Raw genomic sequence first — 13,953 nt, 5'->3', positions numbered from 1 at the left:
GACCAGCACGTGCCCCACGTTCGCCTCAGCGGCCTATGGCTGGAACAACTGGGCTTTGCCATCGGCACCAAGCTGCGCATCACCGCCAGCGAAGGGCAGCTGCTGATGGAGGTGTTGCCGCCGGTGGGAACGCCGGCAAAGTGACCTATCGCGTGTCGCTTAGGGCCGCCTGCCGCATTCATGTTAAGTCGGTGCGCGGTTCGTCAATCGTGCGGTCCAAGAACGACTTGCGGTGATTGCTGCCTATGCCTGATCCAAGATCATCGACGTGTTAAATTTCAGCGACACTCTTAGCGCAGGATCAGGGAGATGGCCCTTCACCTTGGGAAATCCCATGGCCGGCAAGTTAACCAAGGACGTAATGCCTTCCCTCAGGCAACGTCGTTATCAATTGCGCTGCTGGCACTATGCACCCTTCATGCGGGGTGTGCCCCGAGCACTCCACGCGATCAGTTAGCCATAGCGGCTGCAAAGCCCTCCGCTGAAACCAGGAGCAAAGACGTGACGGAGCGCCTTAAACAAGACGTCGATCGTTTGATCGCAACAGACTTCCAGGATGTCGCCGCCGTCAGTACTCAGCTCCAAGCTCAATTTGGACCACGGCACTTAGACGGAGAAAGAGTGCTTCGGGTAAGCGAGCAAGGCGTGCTGGCAGGTGAAAAGGTGCAGCATGTTGAGTTCATTAGTGCAACAGATGATCCATCACGTGGGAAGTTGGTTATCGATTTCTCGCCACCTGGCCCGGGTTTTATGGAGTCTCCCTGGGTAGACGCTGTTCCTTACCCACCTCGTCCAGATGCGCGAGATTCCAGGGCCTATTGGGAGATGACAGTTAACGGCACCAAGGTCATCTTTGGTCTGACGGAAGACCAGTCACACCTGAGCTATATCTCGATCAGCAAACTTTGAGATAAAGGTTGATGAATCAAGCAAGGGAAATGCGTAATGGAAAGTAATGAACAACAAGAGTTTCCACAGCCGAAACAGGTAGGTGCACCATCCAATGGCGCGCTGCCGGCTTCTCCGCTGAATGATCCAACATTAGCGCCTCTAATTAATTCTTCGCCTACACTCCAAGCAGGCCTTTCTCAGTTCAAGCGCGATGGCATAGGCGTTGATTGGGGCAGCGCGGGTGGAGGAACCTACCTGGATCCAGGTAAAAAAGTAGTGATTGACCAGGACGCAGCTGGCAAAGGCGAACGGATCGCCAGATCACTATCGCATGAGATTGGACACCATGGGTTCGCCGAGCCTAAAGATTATTCTTCCAAGCAAGCTTATGTGAACAACATGCTGCGCGGCGAAGCAGCTGCAACGCTCAGTAACGCATTAGTCCGACGTGAGATTCTGAATCATCAGGGGCCGGATATCGGTATTTCTGGAAGCGGCACGAGGCCGCAGCAGTACGAGGCAATTGCAGATCAGCAAGTGGCAGGTCGCATCACACGCGATGCGGCATTGAACCAGATTGCCCAGGTCTTCAAGACGGAACAACCTTCGGTCGCTCCAAGTAAGACGTACGAGCAATATTATGGCGATTACTACGACAAACACATCTTCCCGTGGAAGCTTAAACAGGGGCGGCCGGAGCCCGGAGCCGTTGGCGACATCACTACTTCTGATGTGAAACAGGGTGGACCTGAACCTGAATCACATCCGGCATCACCGAAGACCGCGTTGTTGCCCTCACAGCCAGGCCATGCGGACCACGCGCTTTACCAGCAGATCAAGGGTGGCGTGACGCAGCTCGACGCCCAGCACGGCAAAGAGTGGGACGGGGCAAGCCAGCGCATGACCGCCAGCCTGCTTGCGCTGGCAAAAGAGGAAGGGTTGTCGCGGGTGGACCATGTAGTGCTCAACAAACCGACACCTCAACTGGCTGGCGGCGAGAGGGTCTTCATTGTCCAGGGTGCTCTCAATGACCCGGCCCACCAGCGTGCCCATATGCCGACCCTGGACGCCGTGCAGACACCAGAGGCCCAGTCGTTCGATCGCCTGCAGGCGATCAACCAGACTCATTCCCAGGCGCGCGATCAGCAGCAGGCCCTGGAGCAGTCGCAGCAAGCCGTTACCCATGCCGGGCCGTCGATGACGCGTTGAGGTTCAACAAAGCAGAGTGAAGCCCACACGCCCACACGCTAAGCGCGCCAATCCATCGTTAGTGACCTCGTTGCCGCCAGCGCCGACGACCAGTACGTGCCCCACGTCCGCCTTAGCGGCCTATGGCTGCAACAACTGGGCTTTGCCATCGGCAGCAAGCTACGCATCACAGCAAGCGAAGGGCGGCTACTGATGGGTGTTGCCTCCGGTGGAGGTGCCGCTGTAGCCGCGCTGCTAGATGTTGCCCACGCAGCATGCAAGACAATCCGTCCAGAGGCATAAGACGCATGCTGCGTAATGATGTGTCTGCCTGATTAGTGCTTAGGTATAGTGGTCACGCGCCCTCTATCGGGCTTGCGCGCCGACCAAGACCGCCGAGTAGAGGTAAGTATGCGGATGTTGACTGCGTTCCTTTCAGTTTCCCTTCTATTGCCTAGCTGCAGTGCGGTGTCAGCTACCAAGACGCGGCAGTCCATCGCATATCCCACAGAACTCCAGGGGATGTGGGATCTGGGTCCACAATCCTGCAAGTTACCCTTAAATCCTGATTCTGATTCGCCCATACGCATCGAGAAGACCCGGCTGCGTGGGTACGAGCATGAGGAGACTCCGGTATCCATCAAGCTTGTTTCCACCGGTCCACGTGCATGGGTTGTTTCCGCAAAGTCGGACATTGCGCCGGATATAAGAACTGACGACCTGTACATTTTGAAGGGCGAGCATCTGGTAATTTCCGACGGCGAATCCGTCAAGCAGTATCGTCGGTGTAAATGATTAAACTAGGGTTGGCATGAACAAAGAGAGACGTCATGGCAAATGAAGACGGGAATGTCGTTCAACCTGCTCCATACAGGCTGCAGCGGCTTCATAGTCCCAGGCTTGGCAATCAGCGTGTCGAAAGTTTCGAAGGTTTGGTGACTCGTCATCCCGGTGCCACTGCGCGTGCTCAAGTGGTGAATGGCATTCTTGTAGCATCGCAGCCACATCAGCGCACAACGGACGCTTCATGATCGCGCGCCCCCTCTACGCCTTGCTCGCCACCCTCGCTCTGGGCGCATGCGCCCACACGGCGGCCACCCCAACCCCGGCAACCGTCACGGAGACATCTGCCATGAGTTCCTCAGCCGATCACGTACCTGCAGATCCTTCCAAAGGTGGACCACGTACCGCGCAGGAAGCATTGGAGCGGGTACTGGAGCTGATTCGCACAAGCACCAGTATTGAATCGTTTACTGCCGACCATGTGTCTCGAGCAATGGGCCAGTCGGTACAGCATCGCGGTGATGGTTCCGGGCGGTTCGGTGCCAGCGGAGTGCTGACCCAAAACTGGAACTACGGGTTTGGTGTCAACAAAACCGAAACAAAGGGTGCATGGTTCGAGTTCCTGTTCCTGCCTAATCCGCCAGAAGCGTCTCCGTCTATGTCGGATATCTGCCAGATCGACTTCGAGGCATTTGCGGCGCACCTCGAAAAAATGGGTTTCTCGCGACAACGCAATCTTGTCGAAGATGGGCGATGGATGAGCGATATTTTTCAACGTCCAGGGATGCGCGTAGAGCTCTTCCCGCGTGGCGAGGCTGACGAACCTTTAGCGCGCACTACTCATCAGTGCGTCGAGTGGGTTCAAATTCGCTAGTCCAAGGAGCGGACATGTTGAGCCAAGAAGCAAGTGCCGTGGTGGCGTCATTTGGTCAGCAACCAGGTGTCACACGTGAGCATCTGGACAACTTCAACCGGGTCCTGAACGATTCGCCCGAGTTGACCCGCCAGATCAACGAGGCGGTGCAGAAAAGGTGCTGAAAGGCTTCGCGCCGTTAAACGATCCGCATGCGGGAGGCACCTATGATCCACGCGATCAGGAAATTCACCTGCCGCTTGCAGCGCTGGTGAATGATGCCAACGGCAAGCATGCAGCAGCAGGCGATTTGACTTTCGTCTTGGGACATGAAATTCAGCATAGCTTTTACAGTCCCACTGCTGCGCTTGCGCGGGAACAGTTCAAAACAGAGGCAATAAAAATTGCCCGTAGCACGCACGATTACACTGCTGCTGGCGAGAAGGTGCTGGCCAGTAACCGTGCGGACGAAGCAACGGCCGAAATAGCCGGATGGAACGCTATCGTGAGTGCGGCCAAGAGTCGTAACCCTAATCCTACGCTTGAAGATGTGTACCTATTTGCGGATGGTCGGGCCAGAGATTTCGTCACGCGCAGCGGTTATCCAAGTGTCTATACGCCCAAGGCAAACCTGACGTTCAATAGCGACCTGACGTTGTCGCCCACGGCGGGTAATGTCGAGGCAATGGGAGTGAATTACTTCGAAAAATCGGTCAAGGACACCCGTATCGGTCATGCGGGCCAGTCCGACTACGTCAACCATTACGGTCCGTGGGTGGTCGGCACAGCCGCCATCTACGAGCGACACTACAACAAGGCAAAGCCCGGCGAGCCGGAGCGGCCAATGATCCTGGACATGCAACGCCTGGGATTCAACGAAGAAATTTTGGAGCACAACGGCATTGACCTGGGCAGCGACACCCGTCCCATGCCATACCTGGACAGTAGTAAGCAGCCGCCAACCCCTGGGCTCTTCCAGCACAGCAAGGACACTCACCTGCACGTCTCGCCGATTTCTGCCCAGGCGCTGGAGCAGGAGCTGCGAGAGCGCGACCCACAATCGCCAAATCCCCCGGCGCAGACGCCTTCACAGCCAGGCCACCCAGACCACGCGCTTTACCAGCAGATCAAAAGTGGTGTGATGCAGCTCGACGCCCAGCACGGCAAAGAGTGGGACGGGGCAAGTCAGCGCATGACTGCCAGCCTGCGTGCGCTGGCAAAAGAGGAAGGCTTGTCGCGGGTGGATCATGTAGTGCTCAACAACCCAACAGGTCAGCTGGCCGGCGGCGAGAAGGTCTTCGTCGTCCAGGGTGCGCTCAACGACCCGGCACACCAGCGCGCGCACATGCCGACGGTGGACGCCGTGCAGGCGCCAGAGACCCAGTCGTTCGATCGCCTGCAGGCAATCAACCAGACTCAGGCCGAGGCGCGCGATCAGCAGCAGGCCCTGGAGCAGTCGCAGCAAGCCGTTACCCAGGCCGGTCCGTCGATGACGCGTTGAGGTTCAACAAGGCAGGGTGAAGTCTGGACGCCGCTCGCTATGCGCGTCAATGCACGCCAATGTGCCGTCAGCTATACCCATTAACCCCGACGACCAGCACGTGTCCCACGTCCGCCTCAGTGGCCTATGGCTGGAACAACTGGGCTTTGCCATCGGCACCAAGCTGCGCACCACTGCGAGCGCGGGGGGATGGAGCTGCTGGTGTTGGTGGTGCCGGTGGAGCGATTGTAGCGTCCAGCGATGAGCGGAGTTAGCCGTGGAGAGGGGCAAGCGATACGATGCAGCATGTTGGGCGCAAGGAGCGGCCAAATGGCCTCATGCTCTTCGAAGCCTACTTCCGTCAAACGTCAGCTTAAGCTTCACACTTTTAGGAGAGATACGGTGCCCATTGCAAACGATCGAGTGCGCTTTGCAGTTATGGCACTGGCCATTTGCCTGATTGTAGGCTGCAGCATGCAATCACCTCCCGCAAATACACCCATCGCAAAGGAGCAGTCAGGTATGCAATCCGCAGTGCCATTCACGCGAAGCTTGCCTTCGCACGACGGCGAAGAAATGGTGCTTGAGTTCGAGGTGCCTGCTCTGCCGGACGATACGAATCCGCCGATCTTTGTCGGTATTCTACTGACTGGAAGTGACACCGGCGTGGTGGCAGATGTCGCTGAGCGTCTAGTACGCGCTGATGTCGTTGCAGTCGTGCATCTGGAGCACACTGAGCAGGCCGGATCGGTCCCGGTGGAGCTGCTACGCAGCCAGCGTGTTGGAAGAGAGCAAGAGAAGCCCGTCACGATCGCAGTAGACGGTATTGCAAAGGGATTGTTCGCGCTCAATGCAGATGTTGCGACAATGGAAAACGCCGGATTGCCCCCGAGAGGTATGGTTTCAGAGGAACTTGCATTCGCTTACAGTACTTCCCTCCCGTCTGGTCGCTATCGTCTTCGGTTGCGCATTGATCAGAATCGGCAGGTTTTGGGGGACGCTAACGCGCAGCTGCTCATTGCTTACACTCACAAAGCAAAATAGGTGTGCATGACATGGATGATCACGACAAGCGCTACACCGTCACCATTTACGTCGCTTCGGCAGGTACTCCGCTCTTGATCGGCGGCGGAAACTCAATGGCCGGCCACATGTATTACACAGTGAGTGATGGCGCGGAAGTTAATAGCTATGGATTTGCTCCCGCAAAGCACGGTGAGTCAAGTGGGCCAGGAAAGGTCTTCAAAGACGATGTCAGGAATTATAAAGATCCTTATTATTCGCGCACGATGGAGATCGATCAGTCGCAATACGAGAAGCTAAAAGAATTTGGCAGGTCGCCGGCGAAGCATAATTTTGATATGGAGTACGGCGGTGCTTCCAATAGCTGCATCGACTTCACTTGGGGCGCGCTGAACTATGCGGGATTGCACCGCACCACCAAGCAGGGGGTCGACAAGGATTTTGAGGGCGCGCTTAAGCCTGTAGGAAATGTTGATGACATCAAGAGCATCCATGCTCCGATGCCGGACAGTGACTTGAACAAAGAGCACAGCAATCCGAAGCCGCCTCAGCTTTTCTGGCAGAAGGTGATTGGAGATGCGCAGGCGCCAGGGGATCAGAGATCTACAGGCGACGCTAATGCAACCGCCGTGAACCAACAGCCTCGTGACCCACTTCATCACCAAGCAGAGCAGGCCGTTCGCCGCCTTGAACAGGGTCTTGGCAGAGAGTACGACGACAACAGTGCCCGGCTGGCGGCAAGCAGCGCACATCTGGCCAAAGAACACGGACTGTCGCGGATCGATCATGTCGTGCTGAGCGAGAACACCAAGTCCGTGCAGGGGGGAGAGAACGTCTTCGTTGTGGAAGGCGCGTTGAACGATCCCGCCCACAAGATGGCGCATATGAAGACGAGCGAGGCGATAGCGCAGCCCGTCGAGCAATCTTTGGCGCAATTGCAGGCCTTGGGCGAAACGCAGCGCCAACAGCAATTCCAGCAGCAGGAGCAACAGCGAGAGCAGTCGATTGCGCCTCAACACCGTATGGTGTGAGGCCTAGTGCAATGTTGCTGGGACTGTTAAACGCTCCGTCAAGCGCACCCTGTAGAGAGGTAGGCGAGGTGCTGTGCCGGCTGGCCGCTTCTGGTAAAACATCGCTCTACCGCAGGAAGGAGCCGCGCCGTATGTCATTCGCTATCTTCCGTCCTTACGTTTGGGTATCGGCCGCAGTGGTCGTTGCCACCTTTGCAGGATGCGCCATGACCGAGCCGCCAATCTCAAAAAAACAGTTCTCCGAGCATGTTGTGACGCTGCTGGCCGGCAAGGACTCGGCGGTGGTCGAAGCCGGCAAGCTGACCGATTTTCCTTGGAAGACGCTGTGCTTCGAGCGCGATGACAGCCTGTTGCTGAAGTTCGATCGCGACGGAGAGACATCCGTGCTGCCGTTGCCCTATGAAGAGTTCTTCGTGGATGAGGCACATGTGAGCAATTCCCTGGAGGACAGTTGTGTCACGCCATCCGATCGCATCCTGATCAAGAAGAAGTATCCGGGCTATCAAGGGCCTATCGAGTTTCAGAAGGCAGCGCAGGGAGGCTAAGCCATGGTCGACATCACCGATCCGAAGGGTGCCAAGCGTCAGATTGAGCAGGAAGCCTATCGGCACTACGAACAGCTGAGCGGCATCACCTTGGCAAAGCGTCCCGATGGCACCTTCCAATCGCAGGGGCACAACGATGAGCTCGATGCCTTTCGACATGCGTATACCAGCGGCCGTGTCACCCAGCTTGCGTTAGGTCAGCAGTGGATCGCACGCAGGTTCGGAGATGATGCCGAAATTGGGCCAGCCCATCCAAATGATCCCTACGAACATCGCATGGATCTATGGAACAACGAAGCCGGTCGCCGGCTCGGCGATCAGACCTCCGGGCAGGATGAGCTGGCGCGACAGGCCTACGCTGCCCTGCGCCAGGGCAATCTGGCGACCGGTTTGAACGATCCGCGGCTCAGGCAGCTGTTTCCCGACGATCCACGCCTGGCGCGGCCCCAGGGAGATCCTCAGCGTGATCTTGTGACCAGCGGCGATGTTGACCGTGTCAACAAGGATGTATCGCGCCTGCAGGACCAGGCGCATGACAGGTTCCCAGACACGCATCCGGACCGTGCGTACTTCAATACGCTGCGTGGGCAGCTGCCTGCATCGGTGTCCGATACCAAGGTGGCCGAGGTCATGATTGCCGCAAAGCAGGCGGGTATGGAACGGGTTGACCAGCTCGCCGGCGCCGTTCTGCGTGACGACCAGATCTTCGTCTCTGGCAAGACGCCAGGATTTCGTGCACAGGTAGACGCGAACACGCCGGCACCTGATATGCGGCAGAGTGTTTACACCGCCGATCAGCACAACGCCGTCCAGGCCTACGACCAAGCGCAATCGCAGGCGACACAACAAGCACCTGCGCCTGGACGCTAGGCGGCCCAGTGGGAGGCTGGTGGTAGGTGCTGCCGACGTGTTGCCTTTGACGGCTCAGTCATCGAGGGAAGACTGGCGCGCACATGCTGACGCGTGATGTCTGGCTCCGGTAATGGTCACCGCATGACGGTCACCGCAATGCCGCCCGCACCGTCTGCAGCGAGGTGGCAAACAGGTCGACGGCGCGCTTGCCATCGTTGTCCTTGATGGTTTTGTCGGCACCCCGGGCCAGGACGAGCGCGTAATTGGGCGCGCTCTCATCGTTGCTTTCCTGTTCGGCGGCGTAGTGCAGCAGGGTGCGGCCCCTGGCGTCGCGCGCGTTGATGTCGATCCCCAGGCTCAGCAGAAAATCGAGAAAGACCACTTCCTTCGGGAACGTGTGGCGCGGGAGCCAGTGACGGGCGGTGAGGTTATGCAACAGGGTTTGCTGGCCCGGTTGCAGGGCCAGCGGGTCCTGCCCCTTGCTCATGATCAGGCGCACCAGGTCCGGCTGGAAGCAATAGGCCAGCGACGAACGGCCATCGGCGTCGGTGCGGGTGGCGTCCGCGCCCAGTTCCAGCAGCGCGGTGATGGGGCTGTCGCCGTCGAGCGTGTGGGAGAGCAGCGCCGACTGCAGCGGTGTGTAGTGCTGCGAGTCGTCGGTGTTCTGTGCGATGGCGTGCGCGTTGATATCGGCGCCGCCGGCGACCAGCACGCGTACCTTTTCGCCGGTGCTGGCGGTGTGGATCGGCGTGGTGCCGTGGATGTCGCGCACGTTGGGATCGGCGCCGTGCGCCAGCAGCACGCGTGCGGTGGCCACGCCGCCCCAGCCGAGCATGGTGGTGCCGTTGTCCCAACGTGCGTCCGGGTCGGCGCCGGCGTCCAGCAGCGCTTCCAGCATGTCCAGATAGTCCTGCAGGCTGAGGTGGTTGCGCAGCTGGCTGTCGACGTCTTTCACCGCCTCCTGGCTGGCCTGCTGCAGGGCGCGCTTGGCGGCGCGATAGCGCGCGCGGGTCTGTGCATCCTGGGCTTGGGCGATCAGGGCATCCAGTGAGTCGAGGTTGCCGACGCTGTGGCTGTCGATCAGGTGCTGGCGGTAGTGCGCACGCGTCATTGCGGCGATCGGCCCGCGGGTGACCACCAGGTCGTGCAGCGGCCAGTACCGCTGATTGGCCCAGCCGTTGACGCGTGCGCCGTGCGCGATGAGCCAGCGCACGGTGGCCAGCGTGCTGTGTTTGACCGCGGTATTGAGCGGCAGCAGCCGTGTATTGAGCGTTGCGCCGGCCTTGAGCAGGCGCTCGATCATGGCCGTGTTGTCGTGCCGGGTGGCGTAATGGATGGCGGTGGAAAATTCTTGGTCGGATGCGGTGTGTTCCATCAGCCAGTCGCTGTCCGGCGTGCAGTCGGGGACGGCGCCTGCCAGCAATGCGGCCTCGACGCCGACGAGTGAATTGGCGCGTGCGGCGTCCAGCAATGCGCGATCGGCCGCGCTGCGCTCCACGATGGGCAGCGGCGGCGTATCGGGGCCGGGCTGCGCCGGGTCGCGTTGCAGCCAGGCCAGCCACGCCTTTGAGCCCTCGTTGCCAGCATCCAGGTAGAAGGTGTCGTCTTTCTGGCCGTTGCCGAAGCGCATCCACGAGGCCCATTCGGTGCCGGCCATGCCCAGCGCCGACATCTGGGTGATGAAGCTGAAGAAGTCCGGCGCCAGTGCCAGGCCGTGCAGCATCTCCAGCTCGTGCGAGAAATAGCGCACCGGTTGCCTGGCCGGATCCGCATGTGTGGTGTCGATGGTCAGCCAGTCGCCGTTGATGAGGCTGTAGAAAGCGAACTGGTGTTCCCACAGTGCAGGACTGTTGGGTGCCTCGGACAGATCGCGCGTGGCCAGCTCCTGCTTCCAGCCCAGAAACACGGGCAGGGCCATCGTATCGATGTGCGTCAGGCTCCACACCGCGTCGCGGTTGCAGCTCATCGACGGCAAATCTTGCTGTTCCATCGCGCGCAGGTGCGAGGGCACAGACCAGCCGAAGCTCACTTGCGCCGACAGCTCGCGTAGGACATGGCGCAGTTGGGCGGGGATCGGCAGGCGGTGACGGCGTTCGAGCGATAGCAGCTGGCGTTCTGTCGCAGGCGGGGCGATGAGCAGCGGCGTCACCTGCCAACGGCGCTTGCGGGCGATGGCTTCCATCCAGCGCCATTTCGCCTGCCACTGGCTCCAGCGCGTGTGCAGGGCGCTGTCCTGCGTGGCGCAGGCACCGAGCATGCCCGCTGTGCCCAGGGCGACGATGCCGGCTTCGAGAAACTGACGACGGGTGACATTGCTCAGATGCGGTTCCTCGCAGAAGGCGGAAGAGACAGCTGCTTGCGGGGCGAAGGATAACGCGCGAGGGGATCAGTGCCCGGCAGCAGGCAACGCGCGAGCGAGACACCAGGGCGCGACCTCGGAATGCCTGCAGCGGAGATCTTGCGCTCTGTTGCCTGGGCTCGATAATCGGCACGACCGGGCTGTGGCTGCGCTACATGCGGCCTGCAGCCGGATGCGGCTGCACTGCATCGGTGCGGGAGAAACGTCAATCCACGGAGGATGCAGATGCAATCGACATCGCAGATGGAAGACAGGTTCACCCCGGCCACGCGGCTGTATGTCCTGCTGGCGCGGGACGCACGCACCGGGGTGATCTTCCGGCGTGGGCCCAGCAAGCAGCTACAGCTGATCCGCTGGGACTTGCGCACGGACACGTTCGAGCATGGGCAGTGGTTCAAGGGCCGCATCTACGAACGGCGTTGCGACCTGTCGCCGTCGGGGCGGCTGCTGGTGTATTTCGCGGCCAAGCACAAGGGCGATTTCGGGACCTGGACCGCGCTGTCGCGCCCGCCGTTCTTCACCGCGCTGGCGCTGTGGCCCAAGGGGGACGCGTGGGGTGGCGGTGGTGCGTTTGAGGACGAGCAGACCTTGCTGTTGAATCATCGCCCGCAGGCAGGCCGCGAGCCGTTTCCGCTGCCGACCGGCTTCGGTCTGAAGCACGGGATGACGGTGCGGCCGTTCGGGCAATGGTCCGGCGGTGGCGAAGACGAGCCGATCGACAGCATGCTGCGGCAGCGCGCTGGCTGGCGAACGCTCGACGGCGGTGAGGGCGAACGCGGCGGTTTGCGAAGCGGCGTGCTCTACGGCTTCACGCGCCCACGCGTGTGGGAGAAGGACGGCAGTGGCGGGCGTCGGCTGCAATCGCTGTTGCGTGCCGTGGGGCGCCAGAACGATGCCTGGTATGCGCTGGATCATCGCGTGCTGGATCGCGACGGCGCCGTGCTGGTGGACCTGCCCGGCACCGACTGGGCCGACTGGGATGGCGGCGACCTGGTGTTCGCGCGGGGCGGCTGCCTGTATCGATTGTACAAAAGCGATTTCCGGCGCTATTCCGAGCAGGGTGAGCAGGCGGCTCGGCTGCTGCATGACTTCAGCAAGGCGCGGTTTGCGCCGGTGGCACCCACAGCGGAGGCGCTACGCTATTGAGGGGCTGTGCGCGATGCCTGTGCGCTGCCGGCATTGCAAGCGGACAAGGCCTTGGAATGCGGCACCGCGTTGCCTGCGCGGCGCCGCGGCTTGCGGCAGCAAGATGTCGACCTGCAAGGCCTCCGTACACACGCCTGAGTCGCGCCAGCCGCGTATCGGCGGCGTGGTGCGGCAATCAGGCGCCATCGTTTGCGCGCAGGTGATCGAGCAGCAGCGGGTGCAGCAGCGGTGGCATGGGAGCAGTGCCTGCCCCGTGCTCCCACTGCTGCAGAAATGGCGCCAGCCATTGGCGATGCCAGACAGTTGGACGGGCGCGTGCGGCCAGCCGCTGGCGCAACTGTTCGACATGTGCGTTGGCACGTGTCTGTTCGCCGCACTCCAGGTGGAAGAACACGAATACCAGCAGCACGCTGTCCGGGCTGGCGAATATCACCTCGGGCGGCACCACGCCGTTGTCGTCGCCGTGTTCCAGCAGCTGCAGCCAGGTGTCGGCGGAGCGTTGGAACCAGGGGCCGGCCAGCTGATCGGTGATGCGGCTGAAGAAGTGCACATCCAGTGCGGGTAGTGCCGTCGCCAGACGGGCCAGGGCAGCGCTCAGCACGGCGTCGCTGTGAGATGGATTCAGTGCCCAGCCGCCGTAGTCGCCCACGTCCGCGCTGTCCAGGACCTGCTTGCCCAGGAAGGTGGCCGCATCGGCCACGCAATGCAGGTCATGCAGCTGCGTGGTCGCCGCACGCTGCTGCCAGGCCAGCAGGCGGGCATGCTGCAGCCCCGCCCGGACCATCAGCTCGCCCAGGGTCGGGTCATAGCTGGCCCACAGACACTGACGGCTGCCGTCGTGGTCGCGGATCCATTGCCAACGATGGCTCGCTTCAACCGCGACAGCAGACCAACCAGCAGCGCGCAGCGATGTGCCCAGGTGTTGCTCCACCAGTTGCGGGAGCAGCTCGCGCAGACGCACCTGCTGACGTGTGGCCTTGTCACGCGCAGTGCGTAACGCCGCAGGCGTGCGCTTGGGCTGCAGGAAAAACCGCAGACCCATCTCGCGCTCGATCTCACCGAAGGTGCCGCTGTCGGCCAGCCGCGGCACGGCCAGGTCCTCGGGCGCGCCACGGCGAGGCTTGAGCGCGCGGAGTGCGGCCAGCGCACGGATGGCGCGCAAGGTGTCGGAAGCGAGCAGGCCGTCCAGGGTGGGGGCGATACCGTCGGCTGCGTCGAAGGTCTCGTCCAGCCAGCTGTTGACCAACAGGCCGTAGCAGTCGGTGAACAACGCGCTGTCATCGGCCTGGTGGGCGAGGTCGAGAACGTCGCCGAATACTTCTGCCAGCGGTAGCGTGTGGCCGGTGTCTGGTCGGCGGTAGACCACGCGTGCCTGGTCTTGCCATTGCAGATAGACCTCGCCCTGTGCGTCCTCCAGCCAACCCGGCGCCTCGGCGGCCAGGGCCTGCGCGCGCAGGGTCGCATCGTCGATGTCCTCGACCGCCGTACGCACCAGCACGCCATGGCGCAGGAGCTCGGTGTGCACGCCGAACCAGGTCAGGCCGGTGTCGTAGCGCGCCTGCAGCCCCAGCAAGCTACGCATGAGCGCTGCCTTGTGCGTGCGACTCAAGCTGCCGCGATCGACCAGCTGGACGCAGCGTTCGATGAACTCCTCGATAGCGTGTTGTGACATCCGTGCCTCCTGTGCGTCAGTGGTCAACATGCGGGCATCATCATGCCAGTGGTCCGGGCAACCGCGTGAGCGGGAAAGGTCGCGGGCGGGAGCCGTGCCGCCCGGCGCGGATCCGCTGCCTGTTCGTGCG

At 61.1% G+C, this 13,953-nt stretch carries 13 protein-coding genes and 2 pseudogenes; 13 read left to right on the top strand and 2 right to left on the bottom strand.

From position 1 onward, the window contains the following. The 12 genes and pseudogenes from Y887_RS19095 to Y887_RS18290 form a co-directional block, all read left to right on the top strand. A partial coding sequence (locus Y887_RS19095; RefSeq protein WP_157004325.1) for a SymE family type I addiction module toxin occupies positions 1 to 144 on the top strand: 144 nt, incomplete at its 5' end. A gap of 165 nt (positions 145 to 309) precedes the next feature. Further along, positions 310 to 909: a hypothetical protein gene (locus Y887_RS19090; RefSeq protein WP_248827421.1), complete on the top strand. Its 600-nt coding sequence runs from the start codon at positions 310 to 312 to the stop codon at positions 907 to 909. Between the two features lie 36 nt (positions 910 to 945). Continuing rightward, positions 946 to 2,100, top strand: a complete 1,155-nt coding sequence (locus tag Y887_RS11845; RefSeq protein ID WP_245879489.1) for an XVIPCD domain-containing protein — start codon at positions 946 to 948, stop codon at positions 2,098 to 2,100. Between the two features lie 87 nt (positions 2,101 to 2,187). After that, positions 2,188 to 2,326, top strand: a pseudogene (locus Y887_RS19085) (SymE family type I addiction module toxin); the annotation flags it as partial. Positions 2,327 to 3,106: 780 nt separating this feature from the next. Then, a complete protein-coding gene (locus Y887_RS21345; RefSeq protein ID WP_046964514.1) occupies positions 3,107 to 3,736 on the top strand; it encodes a hypothetical protein in 630 nt (209 codons plus the stop codon). A 14-nt stretch (positions 3,737 to 3,750) separates the two neighbouring features. Continuing rightward, positions 3,751 to 3,900, top strand: a complete 150-nt coding sequence (locus Y887_RS21340; RefSeq protein WP_245879488.1) for a hypothetical protein — start codon at positions 3,751 to 3,753, stop codon at positions 3,898 to 3,900. After that, positions 3,894 to 5,216: an XVIPCD domain-containing protein gene (locus Y887_RS19070; protein WP_245879487.1), complete on the top strand. Its 1,323-nt coding sequence runs from the start codon at positions 3,894 to 3,896 to the stop codon at positions 5,214 to 5,216. The genes Y887_RS21340 and Y887_RS19070 overlap by 7 nt, the downstream gene beginning before the upstream one ends. 54 nt (positions 5,217 to 5,270) lie before the next feature. Next, positions 5,271 to 5,460, top strand: a pseudogene (locus Y887_RS19065) (SymE family type I addiction module toxin); the annotation flags it as partial. A 137-nt stretch (positions 5,461 to 5,597) separates the two neighbouring features. Further along, on the top strand, positions 5,598 to 6,239 hold the full coding sequence (locus Y887_RS11830; protein WP_245879485.1) for a hypothetical protein: 642 nt from the start codon (positions 5,598 to 5,600) through the stop codon (positions 6,237 to 6,239). Positions 6,240 to 6,346: 107 nt separating this feature from the next. Further along, positions 6,347 to 7,249: an XVIPCD domain-containing protein gene (locus Y887_RS11825; protein ID WP_046964526.1), complete on the top strand. Its 903-nt coding sequence runs from the start codon at positions 6,347 to 6,349 to the stop codon at positions 7,247 to 7,249. Between the two features lie 131 nt (positions 7,250 to 7,380). Further along, positions 7,381 to 7,794, top strand: coding sequence for a hypothetical protein (locus Y887_RS11820; protein ID WP_046964513.1), 414 nt, complete (start codon positions 7,381 to 7,383; stop codon positions 7,792 to 7,794). Between the two features lie 3 nt (positions 7,795 to 7,797). Then, a complete protein-coding gene (locus tag Y887_RS18290) occupies positions 7,798 to 8,664 on the top strand; it encodes a DUF6973 domain-containing protein (RefSeq protein ID WP_052764994.1) in 867 nt (288 codons plus the stop codon). A 130-nt stretch (positions 8,665 to 8,794) separates the two neighbouring features. On the opposite strand, the gene Y887_RS11810 is transcribed toward Y887_RS18290, so the two are convergent. After that, positions 8,795 to 10,903, bottom strand: coding sequence for an ankyrin repeat domain-containing protein (locus Y887_RS11810; RefSeq protein ID WP_046964512.1), 2,109 nt, complete (start codon positions 10,901 to 10,903; stop codon positions 8,795 to 8,797). Positions 10,904 to 11,230: 327 nt separating this feature from the next. Here Y887_RS11810 and Y887_RS11805 point away from each other — a divergent pair, with 327 nt between their 5' ends. Continuing rightward, the gene (locus tag Y887_RS11805) at positions 11,231 to 12,151 is read left to right on the top strand and encodes a hypothetical protein (protein WP_245879484.1); all 921 of its coding nucleotides are present in this window, start codon (positions 11,231 to 11,233) and stop codon (positions 12,149 to 12,151) included. A gap of 175 nt (positions 12,152 to 12,326) precedes the next feature. Here the strand turns inward: Y887_RS11805 and Y887_RS11800 are convergent, their stop codons facing one another. Further along, positions 12,327 to 13,823, bottom strand: a complete 1,497-nt coding sequence (locus Y887_RS11800) for a hypothetical protein (protein ID WP_046964523.1) — start codon at positions 13,821 to 13,823, stop codon at positions 12,327 to 12,329. Positions 13,824 to 13,953: the final 130 nt, after the last annotated feature.

The sequence above is a fragment of the Xanthomonas pisi DSM 18956 genome, from assembly GCF_001010415.1.
GTDB classification, from domain to species: domain Bacteria; phylum Pseudomonadota; class Gammaproteobacteria; order Xanthomonadales; family Xanthomonadaceae; genus Xanthomonas; species Xanthomonas pisi.
The sequence above is the reverse complement of the archived record's forward strand: the minus strand, read 5'-3'. Positions and strand labels throughout refer to the sequence as shown.